Genomic DNA, 17468 nt, shown 5'->3' on the forward strand with positions numbered 1-17468 from the left:
TCTCAACGAGATTGCGGGGAATTGCGGAACATCATTCCAGGGCGTCGATCGCGGCTTGGATGAGGGCGCGGGCCGTGTCGCCGTAGACGGCCATCTCCTGGAGGCCGGCGAACGCCTTGATGTAGTCGGCGACTTCACTCGGCTGGGTCACCTTGATCTCTGCCGTCAGCGTCTCCACCACGGCCGTGGTGTCGTCGTGGACATAGAACGCCTCCAGCGGCCACACGGTGCGCTGGGCGGTGAACGGGATGATCCCGAGCGAGACGGAGGCGAGTGGCATCACGGCCAGGAGGCGGCGCAACTGGCCGCTCATCGCTTCGGGGTCGGCGGTGCGGTAGCGCAGGACGGATTCCTCGATGAGGACGACGTAGCGGTGGCCGCCTTCGTAGAGGAAGCGGGAGCGGGCGACGCGAGCGGCGACGGCTTCGGCGACGTCGTCGGGGGTGCCCTGGAAGCGGGTGATCTGCTCCAGGAGGGCGGTGGCGAACGCAGGGGTCTGGAGGAAGCCTGGGGGCAGGTTGGAGACGTATACGCGGCAGTGGCGGGTCCGGGCGTGCAGGGTGAGCCAGTCCTCCTGCACCTGGCGCATGCCGCCCTGGTGCAGGCGGCGCCACTCCATGTACATGGAGTCGACCGCGCGGGCGGTGGCGATGAGGTCGGCGGCCTGGTCGGCGGCGCCGCACGCCGTGCACCAGGTGCGGATGTCCGAGTCCGAGGGGAGGATGGCGCCTTTTTGGATGCGGGTGGTCTTGGCGGGGTGCCAGCCGCACCGGGCGGAGAGTTCCTTCCCGGTGAGGCCGGCGTCCTTGCGCAGGTGCGAGAGCCGGACGGCGAGCGCCTCGCGGGCTGCTTGTGCGCTGGACGAGGGGGAGGCGATCGTCATGAGGTGCGTGGCCCTTGGAGTGAGCGTCGGTCAGATGTGGTAGTCGGCGTGGTCGGTGGCCCGGTCCCACACGGCGCGGAACGCCTCGGTGCGCAGCTTGACCGCGGCGGGGTCGTCGGGCTCGAGGGCGTGGCCGGCCTGGCCGCCGCCGGAGAACAGGTTCGAGCACACCATGCGGTCGTCGATGAGCCAGAAGCCGTTGCCTGGCAGGGCGAGGGTGGAAGCGCGGCGGCGGGGCAGCCAGCGGACCTGTTCGCCGGCGCGGAGGTTGGCGTCGGTGATGGCGTGCTCGAAGCGGATGTAGTCGGTGACGGGCTCCGAGACGGCTCGGCGGACCTTCACCCCGCGGGCGACGGTCTGCTCCACCAGGGGCAGGCAGCCGCCTCAGAACTCCGAGTCGTCCGCAGGCACGCTCCCGTCGCGCAGGAACGCGTCGTAGACCTCGCGCTCCTCCCCATGGCGGACACGTCGCGGGGCTCCAGGTGCAAGGCGTGGGCCTGGGCGGAGTCGAGCAGGTCCGCAAAGCTGGGTGCCGACGGCTTCTGCGGCATCGCACGCCCTCCTGATCTGCTCCACCATGCTGAGCGGAATCCGTACGATCCCCTCATCGTCTGCGGGCGGACTGTCCTGACTGCACGCGGCCCGGATCATCGCGTCGGCGAACTTGCCCTGCAGAACCAGTTCCGGGCCCTGGGCGGTGTCGGTGTCCACCCACACCGCAGGGCAGTTCCCTCCGCCCGACTTCGGGTCCGTGCCGAAGAAAAGTAACGCCATGATCCTCTCCGAAGCGAGCCGGTTGAGCGTAGTTGCGGCACGGCCGTCCCGCGGGCTGGAGCCAGCGTCAAGGGCGCTCACGGGGCCCGGTGCAGCAGGGCTCCCGGTACCGGAGTCGGCTACCGCGTGACGGCGGGGGCCGCGATGTCGTTAGACGATGCGACCCCCGAGCCGGGCCCCGGGGGTGTCGTGGCTGATCCCCCGGGGCCCGTGGGGTGTCCGCCGGTCAGACCTTCTCGTCCGCCGTGGCGGCGGCCCAGCCGGCGGCTCGGTGTCGGTCATAAGCAGGACCTGCGTCGGGTGGGCGTCGGTGCCCTGGACGACGTGGACGCGGCCGGGGCGGGGTTGATCTGCGAGGCGAGGCGGCTCCAGGTTCGGGGGGGTGGCCCGTCCCAGAGCCACGGTGGAGAACTGCTCGCGGGCGACGAAGCCCATCGGGGCGGTACCGAGATGACCTCCGAAGAGGACGTGCATGCGGTCCGCTCGACCCGCTGAGAGCAGCTCGTTGAGGGCGGCGAATGCCGGGGAGACCTTCCGGTCCCCGGGCTCGCGGGTCTTCTCTCAGTAGCGGGTCAACTGGCTCAGCGTGTGGTGGGCGACCTCGAGAAGCACCGTCAGACGCGGCAGGCCGTCGCTAGTAGCAGTGCTGGTCGCTGTGGGCGATGCGGTGCCGCAGCTCGCCATGGAGTCCTACCGGGGCTTCGTGGATGGGTCTCGATGTCGCCGCAGTGCGCGCCGTGGTGCAGGAGCTGGACGGTCAGGGGGCGCAGGGCGGTTGAGGTGCCGCCGCCGGCTCCTCGGACGATGCGTGGTGCGTAGAGATCACCACCGCAACGACCAGGAGCCTCGCCTCGTCACCCACCCGCTGACGCGACCGCCGCCTGTACTCAGAAATCGAAGTTGTCGATGTTCTTCTTGTCGAACACGGTTGGTTTCCCTGGCGTGACCACACCGTTCTCATCGATCAGCAGGTAACCCAACGGATAGGCGATTATGGGCTCGCCTTTCTTCCCACTAGTCCTTCCGGACTGAAGGTCGATCGCAGCATGGGCGGCCAGGGCCCCGACCTTCGCCGGATCCCAGAGAACGAACGAATCAACAGTTCCGTTCTTCACATAGGGCCTCATATCATTAGGTGTACCCAGGCCCGTGAGCTTGACTTTTCCTTGATACTTGGAATCTGCGAGGTACCCTGCGGCAGCCTTGATGCCTACCGTGGTAGGGGCGATGATGCCCTTCAAATTCGGATACTTTTGGAGTAGCTGCCGGGTCAGCTCTCGGGATTTTTGGGCGTTGTCGTCACCGTAAACAACTTCGACAATCGTGATGTCATCATTCCGCTTCAGCTCGTCCTTCATGTAGTCGATCCACAAGTTCTGATTGGGTGCCGTGATCGCGGCCGAAAGGATCGCGACCTGCCCCTCCCTCTCTATTTGATCTGAGATCAGTTCGGCCTGGGTGCGGCCGAGGTCTTCGGCACCGGCAGGGGCGATGAAAAGGTTTCGACATTCCTTACTGGTGTCGGAATCATAAGTGACGACACTGATTCCCCTATTCATCGCCTTCTTTAGCGAGGGGCACAAGGCTTCGGGGTCCTGAGCCGAGAGCACAATCGCGTCGACTTTCTCCTCAACCAGAGAGTCGATATGGGAAATTTGACCGACGGTGTCGATTCCACTGTCGGTTCCGACCTCTTTATAGGTAGATCCGAGTTTTCTCACAACTTCTGCTCCGCCGGCGTCCGCCGTTGCGAAGTAGGGGTTGTTCACTTGCTTGGGCAAGAAGGCGACCGTGAGCCCCTTCTTTATCGGCGAGTCGGGCTTCTTCGTTTCTTCAGATTCCAGGCCGCCACAGGCCCCGGCAATCAGTACGGTTGCAGAAACAGCGGCCAGTACGGCGGTGCGCTGAACTCTGAAGCTAGTCCCGGACACGGTCATCCCTCACAGTTGGCGAACTCAGATGTCGAGGCCGGCACACACACGAAGCTCTGCGGAGATGCCAGCTCAAGCAATGAAAGGTTTCATCGAATGCCCGGGAGGCTAGGCGTGAGCCCCCATGGGCGTCAACACTCCTGGCTCTCATCGGTTTTGAGTTTCCGCGACCACGGCGATGGCGGCAAACCCGGGTCCGGCTCCGGTCAGTCGCGATGTCGACCCACCCCCGGCAGTCACTCTTTGAACCGAGGGCGCGGCCGGCAAGTCGTGGCGTCCTGCGAGGGCAACGCCTCCGGACAGAGCAGGACGGCTGCCGAATGAGGTCAGTCCCCGACCGGTCGGACCGCAACCTCGACCGGGCCACACCTTGCCCTCTAGCCGCAGGTGCACCAAGCCCCTCCCACCGACTCGGACTTGCCCCATACGCAACCGCCTTGCTCAACGAACGCAGCTTCGCCGCGGCGGGGGCGCGACGGGACGGGAGCATGGCGACCGATCGAGCCATCCCAACCGAGGCAAGACCGAGCATCAGCTAGCTGAATCGTTTCAATCGATTTACGAGCATCACCTTACCTTGCAGTCACCCCGCATGCCAGCCCCCTTCTACCGTCAGAGAAAGCGAGATATTTCGAACGTTTACGGTTGCCTGGAGCAATGACATGCCATCCCGGGCCACCGAGACTCAACGGTTACTTCCACGGGTCGATAGCGCATTGACTCTGGGCGAGGAACGCATCTACCGTCCAGATGAACGGGGTTGAAACCTTTCATAAGGTCTTCCCGCGATTCAGGGCTGCCGCTACACGGAGTGCACTGCTGTGGCATCCGTTTCGTGATCCCGGCAGCGACAGGGAAGGCCACAGCTCAGCGTGGCTTCTCACCCCTCAGGCCGCAGAGCCCTTCACAGGTAAGGAACGCCGATGTCCGGTACCACTGCAGGAGCGCGTCGCTCCACCTTGGTTCTTGTCGTTGCCACTGTTGTTGCCCTGGGGGCGACGGCCTGTGGGGGAACGACCAAGAACTCCGCCACCGGGAACACCGGCAACGGCACCACGACCGTCACCAAGGCCGACCCCAACGCCCCCACCAAGAAGGACCTCACCGTCGCCTTCCTGCCCAAGCAGGTCAACAACCCCTACTTCACCACCGCCGACAACGGCGGCAAGAAGGCCGTCGAAACCCTCGGCTCCACCTACAAGGAAGTCGGCACCAGCAGCGGCACCGACACCGCCGGCCAGGTCTCCTACGTCAACACCCTCACCCAGCAGCAGGCCGACGCCATCGCCGTCTCCGCCCAGGACCCCGGCGCCCTGTGCACCGCCCTCAAGCAGGCCATGAAGAACGGCGTCAGCGTCGTCACCTACGACTCCGACACCAACAAGGACTGCCGCCAGCTCTTCGTCTCCCCCGCCAGCGCCGAAGACCTCGGCCGCACCCAGGTCCAGCTCCTCGCCAAGCAGATCGGCGGCAAGGGCGAGATCGCCATCCTCTCCGCAGCCCAGACCGCCACCAACCAGAACACCTGGATCGAGTTCATGAAGGACGAACTCACCAAGCCCGCCTACAAGAACATCAAGCTCGTCAAGATCGCCTACGGCGACGACGACGCCCAGAAGTCCTTCCAGCAGACCCAGGGCCTCCTCCAGGAACACCCCAACCTCAAGGGCATCATCTCCCCCACCACCGTCGGCATCAAGGCAGCCGCCCAGTACCTCTCCGGATCCAAGTACAAGGGCAACGTCAAGCTCACCGGCCTCGGCACCCCCAACGACATGCGCGCCTACATCAAGAACGGCACCGTCGAAGCCTTCGAACTCTGGGACCCCGCCACCCTCGGCGCCCTCGCCGCCCACGCCGCCATCGCCCTCGAATCCGGCCAGATCACCGGCACCGAAGGCGAAACCCTCAACGCCGGCCCCCTCGGCACCTACACCATCGGCAAGGACAACACCCTCTCCCCCGGCAACCCCACCGTCTTCAACAACACCAACATCGACAAGTACAACTTCTAACCCCACAGCCTGGCGTTCGAGGCAGCTTCCGGTCCGGGAGCTGCCTCGAGCTCATGCCAAAGCGCGGGGTGGCCCACCCCGCGCTTTCGGCGTTGCCTCAGACCAGCAGGATCACTTCGAGCGTCCGCGGACCGTGGACTCCCTCCACGCGGTCCAGCTCGATGTCGCTCGTTGCCGAGGGCCCGGAGATCCACGTCAGCGGGCGGCCGGGGTCGAGGCGGGGCATGGCCTGTGGAATGGACGCGACCACCTGGTCAGCACCGCGGACCACGCAGATGTGGAGATCAGGTACGAGGGTCAGGATTCGCCGGCCCTGCCCAGGTCCGGCGTCGAGCACGATGGTTCCAGTCTCCGCGACGGCCACGGCGCAGCCGGTGACGACTGCGTCGGTCACGTTCAGTGCGTCCGCCGTCAAGGTTGCGGTTTCGGGGCGTAGTTCGACGTTGCTGGCGGCAAGCCAGGAGTCGTCGAGGCCGGCAGGAACGGCGACGCTGCGTGCGCCCCGTTCGGTGAGGATCCGGCTGATCAGGTCCGGCAGTGCTGTTTCTGTACTGCGGTGAACGATGGCGCGGTAGTCGGCCAGGTTCTCGTGCAGGAGGTCCAGGACGGCTTCAGGGTCGTCTGGGGTGTGAGTGGTGAGGTAGGACCGGGACGGTTCGGAAGGCTGCTGGGAAGAGCCGGCGAGGGCCTTGCGGACCTTTGCCAGGATGCGGTCACGGGAGGAGGGTTGCGGAGTGGTCATTTGTTCTTCTCCCACCAGTCGCGGAACGGTTCTGTGGGCATCTCGGGGAGGTCTCGGCTCTCGGTCCACTGGCGGGCGCCCGGTCCTGGCATCTTCTTCGGATGGAGCTTGCGGGTCTTGGCGGCGAGCCGCTCGCCGGTTGCGAGTGCGGCTGGGTGGTTCAGTACCCAGGTGGAGGCCTTGATCGCGGCCTTTTCCAGGCGATGGCCCTTGCCTCCCTGGTCAGCGACCTTCTCCCGCAGGTGGACGAGGACCTCGGGGATGTCGATCGCGACGGGGCACACCTCGTAGCAGGCTCCGCAGAGGGAGGAGGCGTACGGGAGTGAGGCGTCGACCTCGCTCTGTGTGCCGCGGAGCTGGGGGGTGAGGATCGCGCCGATGGGGCCGGGGTAGACGGAGCCGTAGGCGTGCCCGCCGGCGCGCTCGTACACCGGGCAGACGTTGAGGCAGGCGGAGCAGCGGATGCAGCGCAGCGCCTGGCGGCCGACTTCGTCGGCGAGGGTGTCTGTGCGCCCGTTGTCGAGCAGGACGAGGTGGAAGTTCTTGGGGCCGTCACCGTCGGTGGTACCGGTCCACGTGGTGGTGTACGGGTTCATGCGTTCGGCCGTCGAGGAGCGTGGCAGCGTCTGGAGGAAGACTTCGAGGTCGCGCCAGGTGGGAACGATCTTCTCGATTCCGACGATGGAGATGAGAGTCTCGGGGAGGGTGAGGCACATGCGGCCGTTGCCCTCTGACTCGACGACGACGAGGGTGCCGGTCTCGGCGACCATGAAGTTGGCGCCGGAGATCCCTACCTTGGCGCGCAGGAACTTTTCCCGCAGGTGCAGTCGGGCTGCCTCTGCCAGCTCGGCTGGAGAGTCGGCCAGGTCTTCGGGGGCCGGCCGGCCCCAGCGGCCCATTTCGGAGCGGAAGATGTCACGGATCTCGCCGCGGTTGCGGTGGATGGCGGGGACAAGGATGTGGGAGGGCTTGTCGTTGCCCAGCTGCACGATCAGCTCGGCCAGGTCTGTCTCGTAGGCATGGATGCCCTCGGCCTCGAGAGCTTCGTTGAGGCCGATCTCCTGGGTGGCCATGGACTTCACCTTGACGACCTCGCTCTGTCCGGTGGCTTTCACCAGATCGGCGACGATGCGGTTCGCCTCTGCTGCGTCCGCTGCCCAGTGCACGGTGCCGCCGGCCGTGGTGACCGCCTGCTCCAGCTGCTCGAGGTAGTAGTCGAGGCGGTGCAGGGTCTGGTCCTTGATCTGTTTGCCCGCCTCTCGGAGCTGCTGCCAGTCCTGGAGTTCGGCCACGGCCTTGGCACGCTTGTCACGGATGGTTCCGGTGGCGTAGCTCAGGTTCTTGCGCAAGGTGGTGTCGTGGACGGAGTGCTGGGCGGCTTTGGGGAAGGACGGCATTCCGACGAAGGTCCCGCTCATACCAGTGGCTCCTCTTCCGTGCTCGCGAGGATCTCCGCGAGGTGCAGTGCGCGTTGTGGTGCGTCCTGGCGGCGCAGCATCCCTCCGATGTGCATCAGACAGGAGTTGTCTGCGCCGCACAGCACCTCGGCGCCGGTGCTGTGCGCGTTGCGTACCTTGTCGGCGCCCATGGCGGTGGACACGTCCGGGTTCTTCACCGCGAAGGTGCCGCCGAAGCCGCAGCACTCCTCTGCTCCTGGCAGATCGAGCAGTTCCAGGCCCTTGACCGATTCCAGGAGTCTGCGGGGCCGGTCTGCGAGTCCCAGCATGCGCAGGCCGTGGCAGGAGGGGTGGTAGGTGACGGTGTGGGGGAAGTAGGCGCCGACGTCGGTCACGCCGAGGATGTCCACCAGGAACTCGGTGAGTTCGATGACCCTGGGAACGAGCGAGGTCGCCGCGTTGGCCAGTGCGTCTCCGCGTCCTTCCTGCTGTGCCTTGGCTCCGATGCGCGGATAGTTGTCTCGCACCATGGCGACGCAGGATCCCGAGGGGGTGACTACGTGGTCGTATCCGGCGAAGGCGTCGGCCATGCGGTGTACCAGGGGCTCGGTTTCGCGTCGGTAGCCGGTGTTGAACTGGGGCTGCCCGCAGCAGGTCTGGGCTGCGGGGAAGTCCACGTCGATGCCGAGCCTGCGGAGGATCTTGACGGTGGCGATGGCGGTGGCGGGGTAGACGGCGTCGTTGACGCAGGTGGCGAAGAGGGCGACGCGCATCAGGCACTCCGGGCCGTGTCGAGGCGGGCGTCGGCCGCGTCCCAGGCGGCGGCGTCTCCGCGGGGGGTGTAGCGCCGAAGGTGCTGGGTGGAGGTGATGAGGCGGCGCATGGCCGTCAGGTCACCGACGAGGCCGGCGGCGCGGGCTTGGACGAGGATGTTCCCGAGGGCGGTCGCCTCGGTGGGGCCGGCTATGACGGGCAGGCCGGTGGCGTCGGCGGTGAGCTGGCAGAGCAGGTCGTTGCGGGAGCCGCCGCCGACGAGGTGGATGTGGGTGATGTCGCGGTCGGCGAGTTCGGCGGCCTGGCGCAGGACGCGGCGGTGGGCCAGGGCGAGGCTCTCGATGATGCATCGGACCACTGCCCCCTGGCTGCCGGGGAGGGGCTGCCCTGTTCGGCGGCAGTAGTCGCGGATGCGTTCGGGCATGTCGCCGGGGGCCAGGAACTCGGGGCTGTCCGGATCGACGACGGCGTGGAACGGCTTGGCGCGGGCGGCTTCGGCGAGCAGGGTGGGGATGTGTGTGGGGAGGCCTTGTGCGCTCCAGGTTCGGCGGCATTCCTCCAGTAGCCACATGCCCATGATGTTACGCAGGTAGCGGACGGTGCCGTCGATGCCGCGTTCGTTGGTGAAGTTGGCGGCTCGGGACTCTTCGGTCAGGACCGGGGCGTCGAGCTCGAGTCCGGCCAGGGACCAGGTGCCGCAGGAGATGTAAGCGAAGTTGGGTTCCGTCGCGGGGACTGCGACGACGGCGGATGCCGTGTCGTGTGAGGCGACGGTGGTGACGGGGGTCTGTGGGTCGAGGTGTGTGTATGCGGCGACGTGCGGCAGGAGGGTGCCTGCCGGGTCGCCGGGCCGTCGCAGTGGGGGCAGCAGACTCTGGTCGATGGAGAGCTGGTCGAGGATCTGCTTCGACCATTCTCCGGTGCGGGCGTCGAAGAGGCCGGTGGTGGAGGCGTTCGTCTCTTCGGCTCCGATGGAGCCGGTCAGCCAGTGGATCAGCAGGTCAGGGATGAGCAGCAGTGTTCGGGCTGCCGTCAGTTGTGCCGTTTGGGCTGCTGCGGCGAGCTGGAAGACGGTGTTGAAGGGGAGGTGCTGCAGTCCGGTGATCCGGTAGAGCTGCTCGGGGCCGACCTTGGACCATACGCGCCGGGGTGCGTCGTCGGTGCGATCGTCGCGGTAGTGGAAGGGGTGGCCCAGTAGTGCGTCGTCGGTGTCGAGGAGTCCGTAGTCGACAGCCCAGGTGTCGACTCCGATGGAGGTGACGCCTCCGGATCGGCCGGCTTCCCGCAGGCCGTCGAGGATGCCTTGGAAAAGGGCGAGGACGTCCCAGTGCAGGCCGTCGGGCAGGCGTACCGGAGTGTTGGGAAAGCGATGGGCTTCGGTCAGGTCGAGGTTGTCCGGGCCGACCCGGCCGAGGATGACCCGCCCGCTGGTGGCGCCAAGGTCGACTGCCGCGAAGGTGGACGGGAAGGCCGAGGAGGGGGGTGGAGTGGTCACGTCGGGGTACCTCCGCGGTGCGCGGCTTCACGAGGAGCGTGGGAAGGGGTAGGGGGGTGGGCAGCCCTGTGAACCGGCCGGAGTGTGCGGTACTGCGGCCGGTTCACAGGGGGCGCGCCTGGGGCTGTCGCGTTGATGCGTCGGCCTCAGGGCGGTCATGTGGGGTGTCGTCAGCGCAGGAAGGCGGCGGCGACGCCGGCGTCGACGGGGATGTGGAGGCCGGTGGTGTGGGTGAGGTCGCCGCCGGTGAGGGCGAAGACGGCGCCTGCGACGTGCTCGGGGAGGACCTCGCGCTTGAGGAGGGTGCGCTGGGCGTAGAACTCGCCGAGCTTGTCCTCTTCGATGCCGTAGGTGGCGGCGCGCTGGGCGCCCCAGCCGGCGGCGAAGATGCCGGAGCCGCGGACGACGCCGTCGGGGTTGACGCCGTTGACGCGGATGCCGTGTTCGCCGAGTTCGGCGGCGAGCAGGCGGACCTGGTGGGCCTGGTCGGCCTTGGTGGCGGAGTAGGCGATGTTGTTCGGGCCGGCGAAGACGGCGTTCTTGGAGGCGATGTAGACGAGGTCGCCGCCGATCCCCTGCTCGATCATGATGCGGGCGGCTTCGCGGGAGATGAGGAAGGAGCCGCGGGCCATGATGTCGTGCTGGAGGTCCCAGTCGCGGGCGGTGGTTTCCAGGAGCGGCTTGGAGATGGAGATGCCGGCGTTGTTGACGACGAGGTCGACGCCGCCGAAGGCGAGGACGGCTTCGCGGAACGCGGCGGCGATCTGCTCCTCGGAGGTGACGTCGACGGTGACGGCGACGGCCTTGTCCGGTCCGCCGAGTTCCTCGGCGACGGAGGCGGCGTTGATGCCGTCGAGGTCGGCTACGACAACGCAGGCGCCTTCGGCGACCAGCCGCTGCGCGATGGCCTTGCCGATGCCGCTGCCTGCTCCCGTCACCAGGGCGACCCTGGTGGCGAGCGGCTTCGGCTTCGGCATGCGCCGGAGCTTGGCCTCTTCCAGGTCCCAGTATTCGATGCGGAACTTTTCGCGCTCTTCGATGGGGGCGTAGGTGGAGATGGCTTCGGCGCCGCGCATGACGTTGATGGCGTTGATGTAGAACTCGCCGGCGACGCGGGCGGTCTGCTTGTCCTTGCCGAAGGAGAACATGCCGACGCCGGGGATGAGGACGATCGCGGGGTCGGCTCCGCGCAGGGCGGGGGATTCGGGCTCGGCGTGGCGGTCGTAGTACGCGCGGTAGTCGGTTCGGTACTCGGTGTGGAGTTCCTTCAGCCGGGCTATGGCCTCGTCGAGGGGGGCGGCCGGCGGCAGGTCGAGGACCAGGGGGCGGACCTTGGTGCGCAGGAAGTGGTCGGGGCAGGAGGTGCCGAGGGCGGCGAGGCGGGGGTGCTCGGCGCGGGCGACGAAGTCGAGGACGGCTTCGGAGTCGTTGAAGTGGCCGACCTGCGGGCGGTCTGCGGATGCGATGGCCCGGATGTGAGGGGCGAGGGCCGCGGCCCTGATGCGTCGCTCGGTCTCGGGCAGCGGCTCGTACCCCTCGATGACCGGTCCGAACGGCTCGGGCCTTCCGCGGACGGCGAGGAACGCCTCGGCGGTGCGGATGATGTGCAGCGAGTTGCGCTCGCATTCTTCGGAGGTGGCGCCCCAGGCCGTGATGCCGTGGCCTCCGAGGATGCAGCCGATCGCCTGGGGGTTGGCTTCCTTGATCGCGGCGATGTCCAGTCCGAGCTGGAAGCCGGGGCGGCGCCAGGGGACCCAGACCACGGTGTCGCCGAAGCACTCTGCGGTCAGCTTCTCCCCGTCCGCGGCGCAGGCCAGGGCGATGCCGGAGTCGGGGTGGAGGTGATCCACATGTGCGGCGTCGACCAGGCCGTGCATGGCGGTGTCGATGGAGGGGGCGGCGCCGCCCTTGCCGTGGAGACAGAAGTCGAACGCGGCGACCATCTCGTCTTCGCGCTCGACGCCGGGGTAGACGTCCTTCAGCGCGTGCAGCCGGTCCAGCCTCAAAACGGCCAGGCCGGCGTCGGTGAGCGTGCCCAGGTCGCCGCCGGAGCCCTTGACCCACATGAGACGGACATCGCTGCCGGTGACGGGGTCGGTGGTGGTTCCCTTGGCGGAGGTGTTTCCGCCGGCGTAGTTGGTGTTGCGGGGGTCGGCGCCCAGCCGCTGGGAGCGGGCCAGCAGCTCGGCGGCTTCGGGGTGGACTGCGGAGGCCATGAGGGAAGTCCTTTGACTGAAGTGGGGTGCGGGTTCCTCGGCGTGCGGACGAACGGGGGGTCAGGCGCCCCAGCCGGCCTGCTGGCCGTCGGCTCGGGTCTCGGTGATGTGTTCGGCCCAGCCGGAGCTGCGGTATCCGGCGATCGGGTCGGGGTTCAGGCCGAGTTCTTCGCGTACCTCGGCGAGCAGGGGCCTGACGTCCGTGTTGTAGGCGTCCATGAGGACGGCGTTCGCTTCGAGGACGTCGCCCTTGGCCTGGGCGGCGGTCAGTGCCTCGCTGTCGACGAGGAGCGCCTTGGCCGTGGCCTCCTGCACGTTCATCACGGACCGGATGACTGCGGGGATCTTGGCCTCGATGTTGTGGCACTGGTCCAGCATGAAGGCCACGCCTGTCGCCGGATCCAGACCGCCGTTCTTCGCGACCTCGTGCATGATCCGGAACAGCTGGAACGGGTCGGCTGATCCCACCATCAGGTCGTCGTCGGCGTAGAAGCGGGAGTTGAAGTCGAAGCCGCCGAGCTTTCCTTCGCGCAGCAGCGTGGCGACGATGAACTCGATGTTGGTTCCCGGCGCGTGGTGGCCGGTGTCGACGACCACCTGCGCCTTGTCTCCGAGCTTGAGGCAGTGGGCGTAGGCGGTGCCCCAGTCGGGGACATCGGTGGTGTAGAAGGCGGGCTCGAAGAACTTGTACTCCAGCAGGATCCGCTGGTCGTCGCCGAGACGCTCGTAGACGGCGTTCAGGGCTTCGGCGAGGCGGTCCTGCCGGCCGCGGATGTCGTCCTGGCCCGGGTAGTTGGTTCCGTCGGCGAACCACAGCTTCAGGTCGCTGGAGCCCGTGGCGTCCATGATGTCCACGCACTCGAGCAGGTGAGCGAGTGCCTTGCGGCGGACCGCCGGGTCCGGGTGGCAGACGCTGCCGAGCTTGTAGTCGTCGTCCTGGAAGACGTTGGCGTTGATCGCGCCGAGCTTCAGTTCCCGTTCCGCTGCGAACTTCGCGAGGGCTGTGTAGTCCTCGACCCTGTCCCAGGGGATGTGCAGGGAGACCTTGGGAGTGATGCCGGTGAACTCGTGGACCTTCGCGGCGTCCTCGAGCTTCTCGAACGGTGTCCTGGGGACGCCGGGCTGGGAGAAGACCTTGAAGCGCGTGCCGGAGTTTCCGTAACCCCAAGACGGCGTCTCGACCTGCTGACTCGCCAGTACGTTCTTCACGACAGAAATGTCAGGCATGTCCACCCTCTGGATACAAGCAGCCCGCTCCGGGCAAGAGTTACACGATCGAATGAATCGATTCAGTTGCCGGTGAACCTAACCCTTGGCAAGGTGGTCGTCAAGAGCTAACCGGCCCTGTCGGCCCGAGCGGGCCGACAGGCCTCGCGAGAGCCTGTCGCCGGTAGCTTCGATTCTGCTACTACGCAGGCCAGGAGGTCTCTCCTCCGGCCCTGACCCCGCTCCTGTTTTCTGTCGGGGCTTGCTTAATCCCAGACCTCTTGACGTACCGGCCAGGCGGGGCTAGCTTCCCGGCAACCCGGTTGAAACATTTCACGGACTTCCCCGGCACACGTACTGGAGAGAACCCATGACACATCCCGGACCGGAGACCACTCCGGTGCTCGCTCTGGAGGGGGTGACCAAGTCGTTCGGTGCCGTACGAGCCCTGCGGGGCGTCTCGCTGCATCTGTACGCCGGCGAGGCACATGCGCTGGCGGGCGAGAACGGCGCCGGCAAGTCGACTCTGATCAAGACGCTCGCGGGCGTGCACCGTCCGGACACGGGCACTGTGCTGCTCGACGGGCAGGAGGTCGACTTCAGCGGTCCGGCCGACGCTCGTGATGCCGGCATCGCCGTGATCTATCAGGAGCCGACGCTCTTTCCTGACCTGTCGGTCGCGGAGAACATCTTCATCGGACGGCAGCCGCGCAGCTCTCTGGGCCGTGTCGACCACCGCAGGGTCAGGGAGGCGACCGCGAGCCTCTTCGCCCGCCTCGGTGTCGACCTGGATCCCGATCAGCTGGCCCGCGGTCTGTCCATCGCCGACCAGCAGCTCGTCGAGATCGCCAAGGCCCTGTCCTTCGACGCCCGGGTCCTGATCATGGACGAGCCCACTGCGGCACTCACCGGAAGTGAGGTCGCGCGGCTCTTCGGCGTCGTCAAGACCCTCCGGGAACAGGGCTCCGCGATCCTGTTCATCTCGCACCGCCTGGAGGAGATCTTCGAGCTCTGCCAGCGCGTGACCACCCTGCGGGACGGGGCGTGGATCGCCAGCGAGCCCCTTGAGGGCCTGGGCGAGGACGATCTGGTCCGCCGCATGGTCGGCCGCGACCTGGACGAGCTCTACCCGAAGCAGAAGACCCGGATCGGCGAGGTTGCACTGAGTGTGCAGCGGCTGACCCGGGAGGGTGTGTTCACGGATGTCTCCTTCGATGTGCGGCGCGGTGAGATCGTCGGTCTCGCAGGACTGGTCGGTGCCGGCCGCAGCGAGGTTGCACGTGCCGTGTTCGGGATCGACCGGTTCGACGGCGGGAAGATCGAGGTCCTCGGCCAGGGCCTGCGTCCCGGTGCCCCGAGTCTGGCCATGGCGGCAGGTATCGCGCTCGTCCCTGAGGACCGCCGGGCCCAGGGGCTGGTGATGGACATGTCGATCGAGCGGAACATCGGTCTGACCGGTTTCGCGGCGACGTCGCGGGGCGGCCTGATGAACCGCCGGGCCGAACGCAACCGCGCGGTGGACTGGGCGGCCAAGCTCCAGGTGAAGTACGCCCGCCTGGCCGATGTCGTCGGCACTCTGTCCGGTGGAAACCAGCAGAAGGTCGTCCTTGCGAAATGGCTGGCCACAGCGCCGCAGGTACTGATCGTGGACGAGCCCACCCGAGGCATCGACGTCGGAACCAAGGCCGAGGTGCACCGGCTGCTGTCTTCTCTGGCCGCGCAGGGGGTGGCGGTCCTCATGATCTCGTCCGACCTGCCGGAGATTCTGGGCATGGCGGACCGAGTGCTGGTCATGCACGAGGGACGGCTCACGGCTGAGATCTCCAGATCCCAGGCGACTGAGGAGTCCGTGATGGCGGCAGCCACCGGCCGCGCCGGCGCAGAGAGGAAGGCGGCATGACCATGACCGTCGAACCAGTGCAGCAGAAGGTCGCCCCCGAGTCGGCCGCCGCCACACGGCTCATCGACAAGGTGTTCAAGGCCCGGGAACTTGCCGTCATCGCCGTGCTCGTGGTGATGCTCGGTGCCACACAGCTGGCCAATCCCGAGTTCCTGTCCCAGCAGGGCATCAAGGACCTCCTGCTGAACGCGACCATCCTGGTACTGGTCGCAGTCGGCCAGGCCATGGTTGTGATCACCCGCAACGTGGACCTGTCCGTGGGCTCGGTACTGGGCATCGCGGCATTCGCCGCCGGTGTCTATCTCCAGGACGGCGGAAACCCGCTCGTCGCCGTCATCCTGGCCACCGCGCTCGGCGTCCTCTTCGGCCTGCTCAACGGCGCCCTCGTGAGCCTGGGCAAGGTCCCCTCACTCGTGGTGACCCTCGGCACGCTCTACATCATCCGCGGCATCGACTCCATCTGGGTCGGCTCCCGCCAGATCACCGCGAGCGACCTTCCCGACGGCTTCGTCGACTTCGGCCACGACGGCATCTCCGTCGTTCCGTACCTCGCCCTGCTGACCCTGGCCATCCTCGCAGTCGTCGCCTACTACCTGCGCAGCTACCGCAGCGGACGCGACATGTATGCGCTGGGCTCCAGCCCGGAGGCCGCCCAGCTCGCCGGCATCCCGATCCGCAAGCGCATCATGACGGCCTACATGGTCAGCGGCGCGCTCGCCGGGCTCGCCGGTGCCCTGTACCTCTCCCGCTTCGGCAACGTCGACTCCAACACCGGCAACGGGTACGAGCTCATCGTCGTCAGCGCCGTCGTCGTCGGCGGTGTCGCCTTCACCGGCGGCTCGGGCTCCGTGTACGGAGCTGCGCTGGGTGCCGTTCTGCTGACCTCCATCAACAGCGTGCTGCCCGCCCTGGGAGTCAGCTCGGTCTGGGTCACCGCGATCAACGGTCTCCTCCTGCTGCTGGCGATCACCGTGGACCGGATCCTGGCCCTGCGAGTGGCCGCAGCACTGCGCAAGAAGGCCGCACAGACAAGGAGTGACCGCCGTGGCTAACACCTCCCACAAGTCCCCTGCCGGCAACCGCTTCAGCGGTCTGGTCCGCTGGGACAGCACGGTCGGCATCCTGCTGCTCGTTCTGCTGATCTGCTCGTTCTCCTTCGTCGACAACTTCGGCAACGCGCTCAACCTGTCCTTCCTGATCGGCAACACCCTGCCGATCGCCATGATCGCCCTGCCGATGGCCATGCTCGTCGTCTCGGGCGAGGTGGACCTGTCCGTGGCGTCCACCGCCGGCCTGTCGAGCGCGATCATGGGCGCCCTGTGGAACGCGGGAATGTCGATCGAAGCGATCATCCCGATCTGCCTGGTCCTCGGCCTGCTGTGCGGTCTGGTCAACGGCCTGCTGGTGACCCGCCTCGGACTGCCGTCCCTCGCCGTCACCATCGGTACGCTCGCCGCCTACCGCGGCATCGCCCAGATCGTTCTCGGGTCCAACTCGGTGACCGACTTCCCGGCCCAGTACCTGGACTTCGGCGCGGGCCGCTTCGGGGACACCTTCCTGCCGTACGCCGTCGTGCCCTTCCTCCTCCTGCTGGCTGTCGCGGTCATCGTCCTGCACGCCACCTCGGTGGGCCGGTCCCTGTTCGCGATCGGATCGTCCGAGGAGGCGGCCCGGTTCTCCGGTATCCGGGTCAAGCGGCTCAAGCTCGCCATGTTCGTGTCCACCGGCGCGATTTCCGCCCTCACCGGTGTCTTCTGGACGCTGCACTACGCCAGCGCCCGCTTCGACAACGCCACCGGGCTGGAACTGTCCGTCATCGCCGCGGTGCTGCTCGGCGGAATCGACTTCGACGGAGGCAAGGGAACACTGGGCGGCGCCATCGCCGGTGTATTCCTGCTCGGAACGCTGCAGAACGTGATGAGCCTGCTGAATGTGACCGCTCAGTCGCAGATCGTCGTCACGGGTGTCCTTCTCGTGATCTCGGTGCTGGCTCCCAGAGTGGGCCGCCAGGTTTCGCAGGCACGGGCGCGCAGGAAGACGACCGCCGCATCCCTGCCCACGCCTCCATAGCCGCCTAGAACCGCATCCTTCGTCCGGCAGTCCGGCGTCGGCTCAAAGCCCGTCCTCGCGTTGAC

General features: G+C 67.1%; 14 protein-coding genes. 4 read left to right on the forward strand and 10 right to left on the reverse strand.

What is annotated here, in order from left to right:
• Window positions 1-31: 31 nt before the first annotated feature.
• The 4 genes from ACFYT9_RS26910 to rhaS (ACFYT9_RS26925) all read right to left on the reverse strand — a co-directional run bounded on the left by ACFYT9_RS26910 (window position 32) and on the right by rhaS (ACFYT9_RS26925) (window position 3594).
• Complete coding sequence (locus tag ACFYT9_RS26910; protein ID WP_389168113.1) at window positions 32-883, reverse strand: helix-turn-helix domain-containing protein; 852 nt, start codon at window positions 881-883, stop codon at window positions 32-34.
• 30 nt (window positions 884-913) lie between these two features.
• Window positions 914-1249, reverse strand: a complete 336-nt coding sequence (locus tag ACFYT9_RS26915; RefSeq protein WP_389168116.1) for a DUF6879 family protein — start codon at window positions 1247-1249, stop codon at window positions 914-916.
• Between the two features lie 18 nt (window positions 1250-1267).
• Window positions 1268-1657, reverse strand: a complete 390-nt coding sequence (locus tag ACFYT9_RS26920) for a hypothetical protein (protein ID WP_389168118.1) — start codon at window positions 1655-1657, stop codon at window positions 1268-1270.
• Between the two features lie 887 nt (window positions 1658-2544).
• Entirely contained in the window at window positions 2545-3594 is a 1050-nt protein-coding gene (gene rhaS / locus ACFYT9_RS26925) for a rhamnose ABC transporter substrate-binding protein (protein WP_389168121.1), read from the reverse strand.
• 917 nt (window positions 3595-4511) lie between these two features.
• Between rhaS (ACFYT9_RS26925) and rhaS (ACFYT9_RS26930) the strand changes: the two genes are divergently transcribed.
• Window positions 4512-5603: a rhamnose ABC transporter substrate-binding protein gene (rhaS, locus tag ACFYT9_RS26930; RefSeq protein ID WP_389168123.1), complete on the forward strand. Its 1092-nt coding sequence runs from the start codon at window positions 4512-4514 to the stop codon at window positions 5601-5603.
• Between the two features lie 97 nt (window positions 5604-5700).
• Here rhaS (ACFYT9_RS26930) and ACFYT9_RS26935 read toward each other — a convergent pair whose 3' ends face one another.
• The 6 genes from ACFYT9_RS26935 to rhaI form a co-directional block, all read right to left on the reverse strand.
• Entirely contained in the window at window positions 5701-6345 is a 645-nt protein-coding gene (locus ACFYT9_RS26935; protein WP_389168126.1) for a lactate utilization protein C, read from the reverse strand.
• Window positions 6342-7763: a LutB/LldF family L-lactate oxidation iron-sulfur protein gene (locus ACFYT9_RS26940; protein WP_389168128.1), complete on the reverse strand. Its 1422-nt coding sequence runs from the start codon at window positions 7761-7763 to the stop codon at window positions 6342-6344. The genes ACFYT9_RS26935 and ACFYT9_RS26940 overlap by 4 nt, the downstream gene beginning before the upstream one ends.
• Window positions 7760-8515 (reverse strand): (Fe-S)-binding protein, encoded by a 756-nt coding sequence (locus ACFYT9_RS26945; protein WP_389168130.1) that lies wholly within the window; start codon window positions 8513-8515, stop codon window positions 7760-7762. Before ACFYT9_RS26945 ends, ACFYT9_RS26940 begins: the two co-directional genes overlap by 4 nt.
• Window positions 8515-10011 carry a rhamnulokinase family protein gene (locus tag ACFYT9_RS26950; protein WP_389168133.1) on the reverse strand — a complete coding sequence of 499 codons (1497 nt, stop codon included), beginning with the start codon at window positions 10009-10011 and terminating at the stop codon, window positions 8515-8517. The genes ACFYT9_RS26945 and ACFYT9_RS26950 overlap by 1 nt, the downstream gene beginning before the upstream one ends.
• A 170-nt stretch (window positions 10012-10181) precedes the next feature.
• Window positions 10182-12227: a bifunctional aldolase/short-chain dehydrogenase gene (locus ACFYT9_RS26955; protein ID WP_389168136.1), complete on the reverse strand. Its 2046-nt coding sequence runs from the start codon at window positions 12225-12227 to the stop codon at window positions 10182-10184.
• Window positions 12228-12287: 60 nt separating this feature from the next.
• The gene (rhaI, locus tag ACFYT9_RS26960) at window positions 12288-13454 is read right to left on the reverse strand and encodes an L-rhamnose isomerase (protein WP_389168139.1); all 1167 of its coding nucleotides are present in this window, start codon (window positions 13452-13454) and stop codon (window positions 12288-12290) included.
• A 349-nt stretch (window positions 13455-13803) separates the two neighbouring features.
• Between rhaI and ACFYT9_RS26965 the strand changes: the two genes are divergently transcribed.
• From ACFYT9_RS26965 to ACFYT9_RS26975, 3 genes are read left to right on the forward strand one after another with little or no spacing between them, the layout of a single operon-like run.
• Window positions 13804-15333, forward strand: a complete 1530-nt coding sequence (locus ACFYT9_RS26965; RefSeq protein WP_389168141.1) for a sugar ABC transporter ATP-binding protein — start codon at window positions 13804-13806, stop codon at window positions 15331-15333.
• Entirely contained in the window at window positions 15330-16385 is a 1056-nt protein-coding gene (locus ACFYT9_RS26970) for an ABC transporter permease (RefSeq protein ID WP_389168143.1), read from the forward strand. The genes ACFYT9_RS26965 and ACFYT9_RS26970 overlap by 4 nt, the downstream gene beginning before the upstream one ends.
• Complete coding sequence (locus ACFYT9_RS26975; RefSeq protein WP_389168146.1) at window positions 16378-17403, forward strand: ABC transporter permease; 1026 nt, start codon at window positions 16378-16380, stop codon at window positions 17401-17403. Before ACFYT9_RS26970 ends, ACFYT9_RS26975 begins: the two co-directional genes overlap by 8 nt.
• Window positions 17404-17468: the final 65 nt, after the last annotated feature.

The organism is Streptomyces sp. NPDC004435, from assembly GCF_042873895.1.
Classification (GTDB): Bacteria; Actinomycetota; Actinomycetes; order Streptomycetales; family Streptomycetaceae; genus Streptomyces.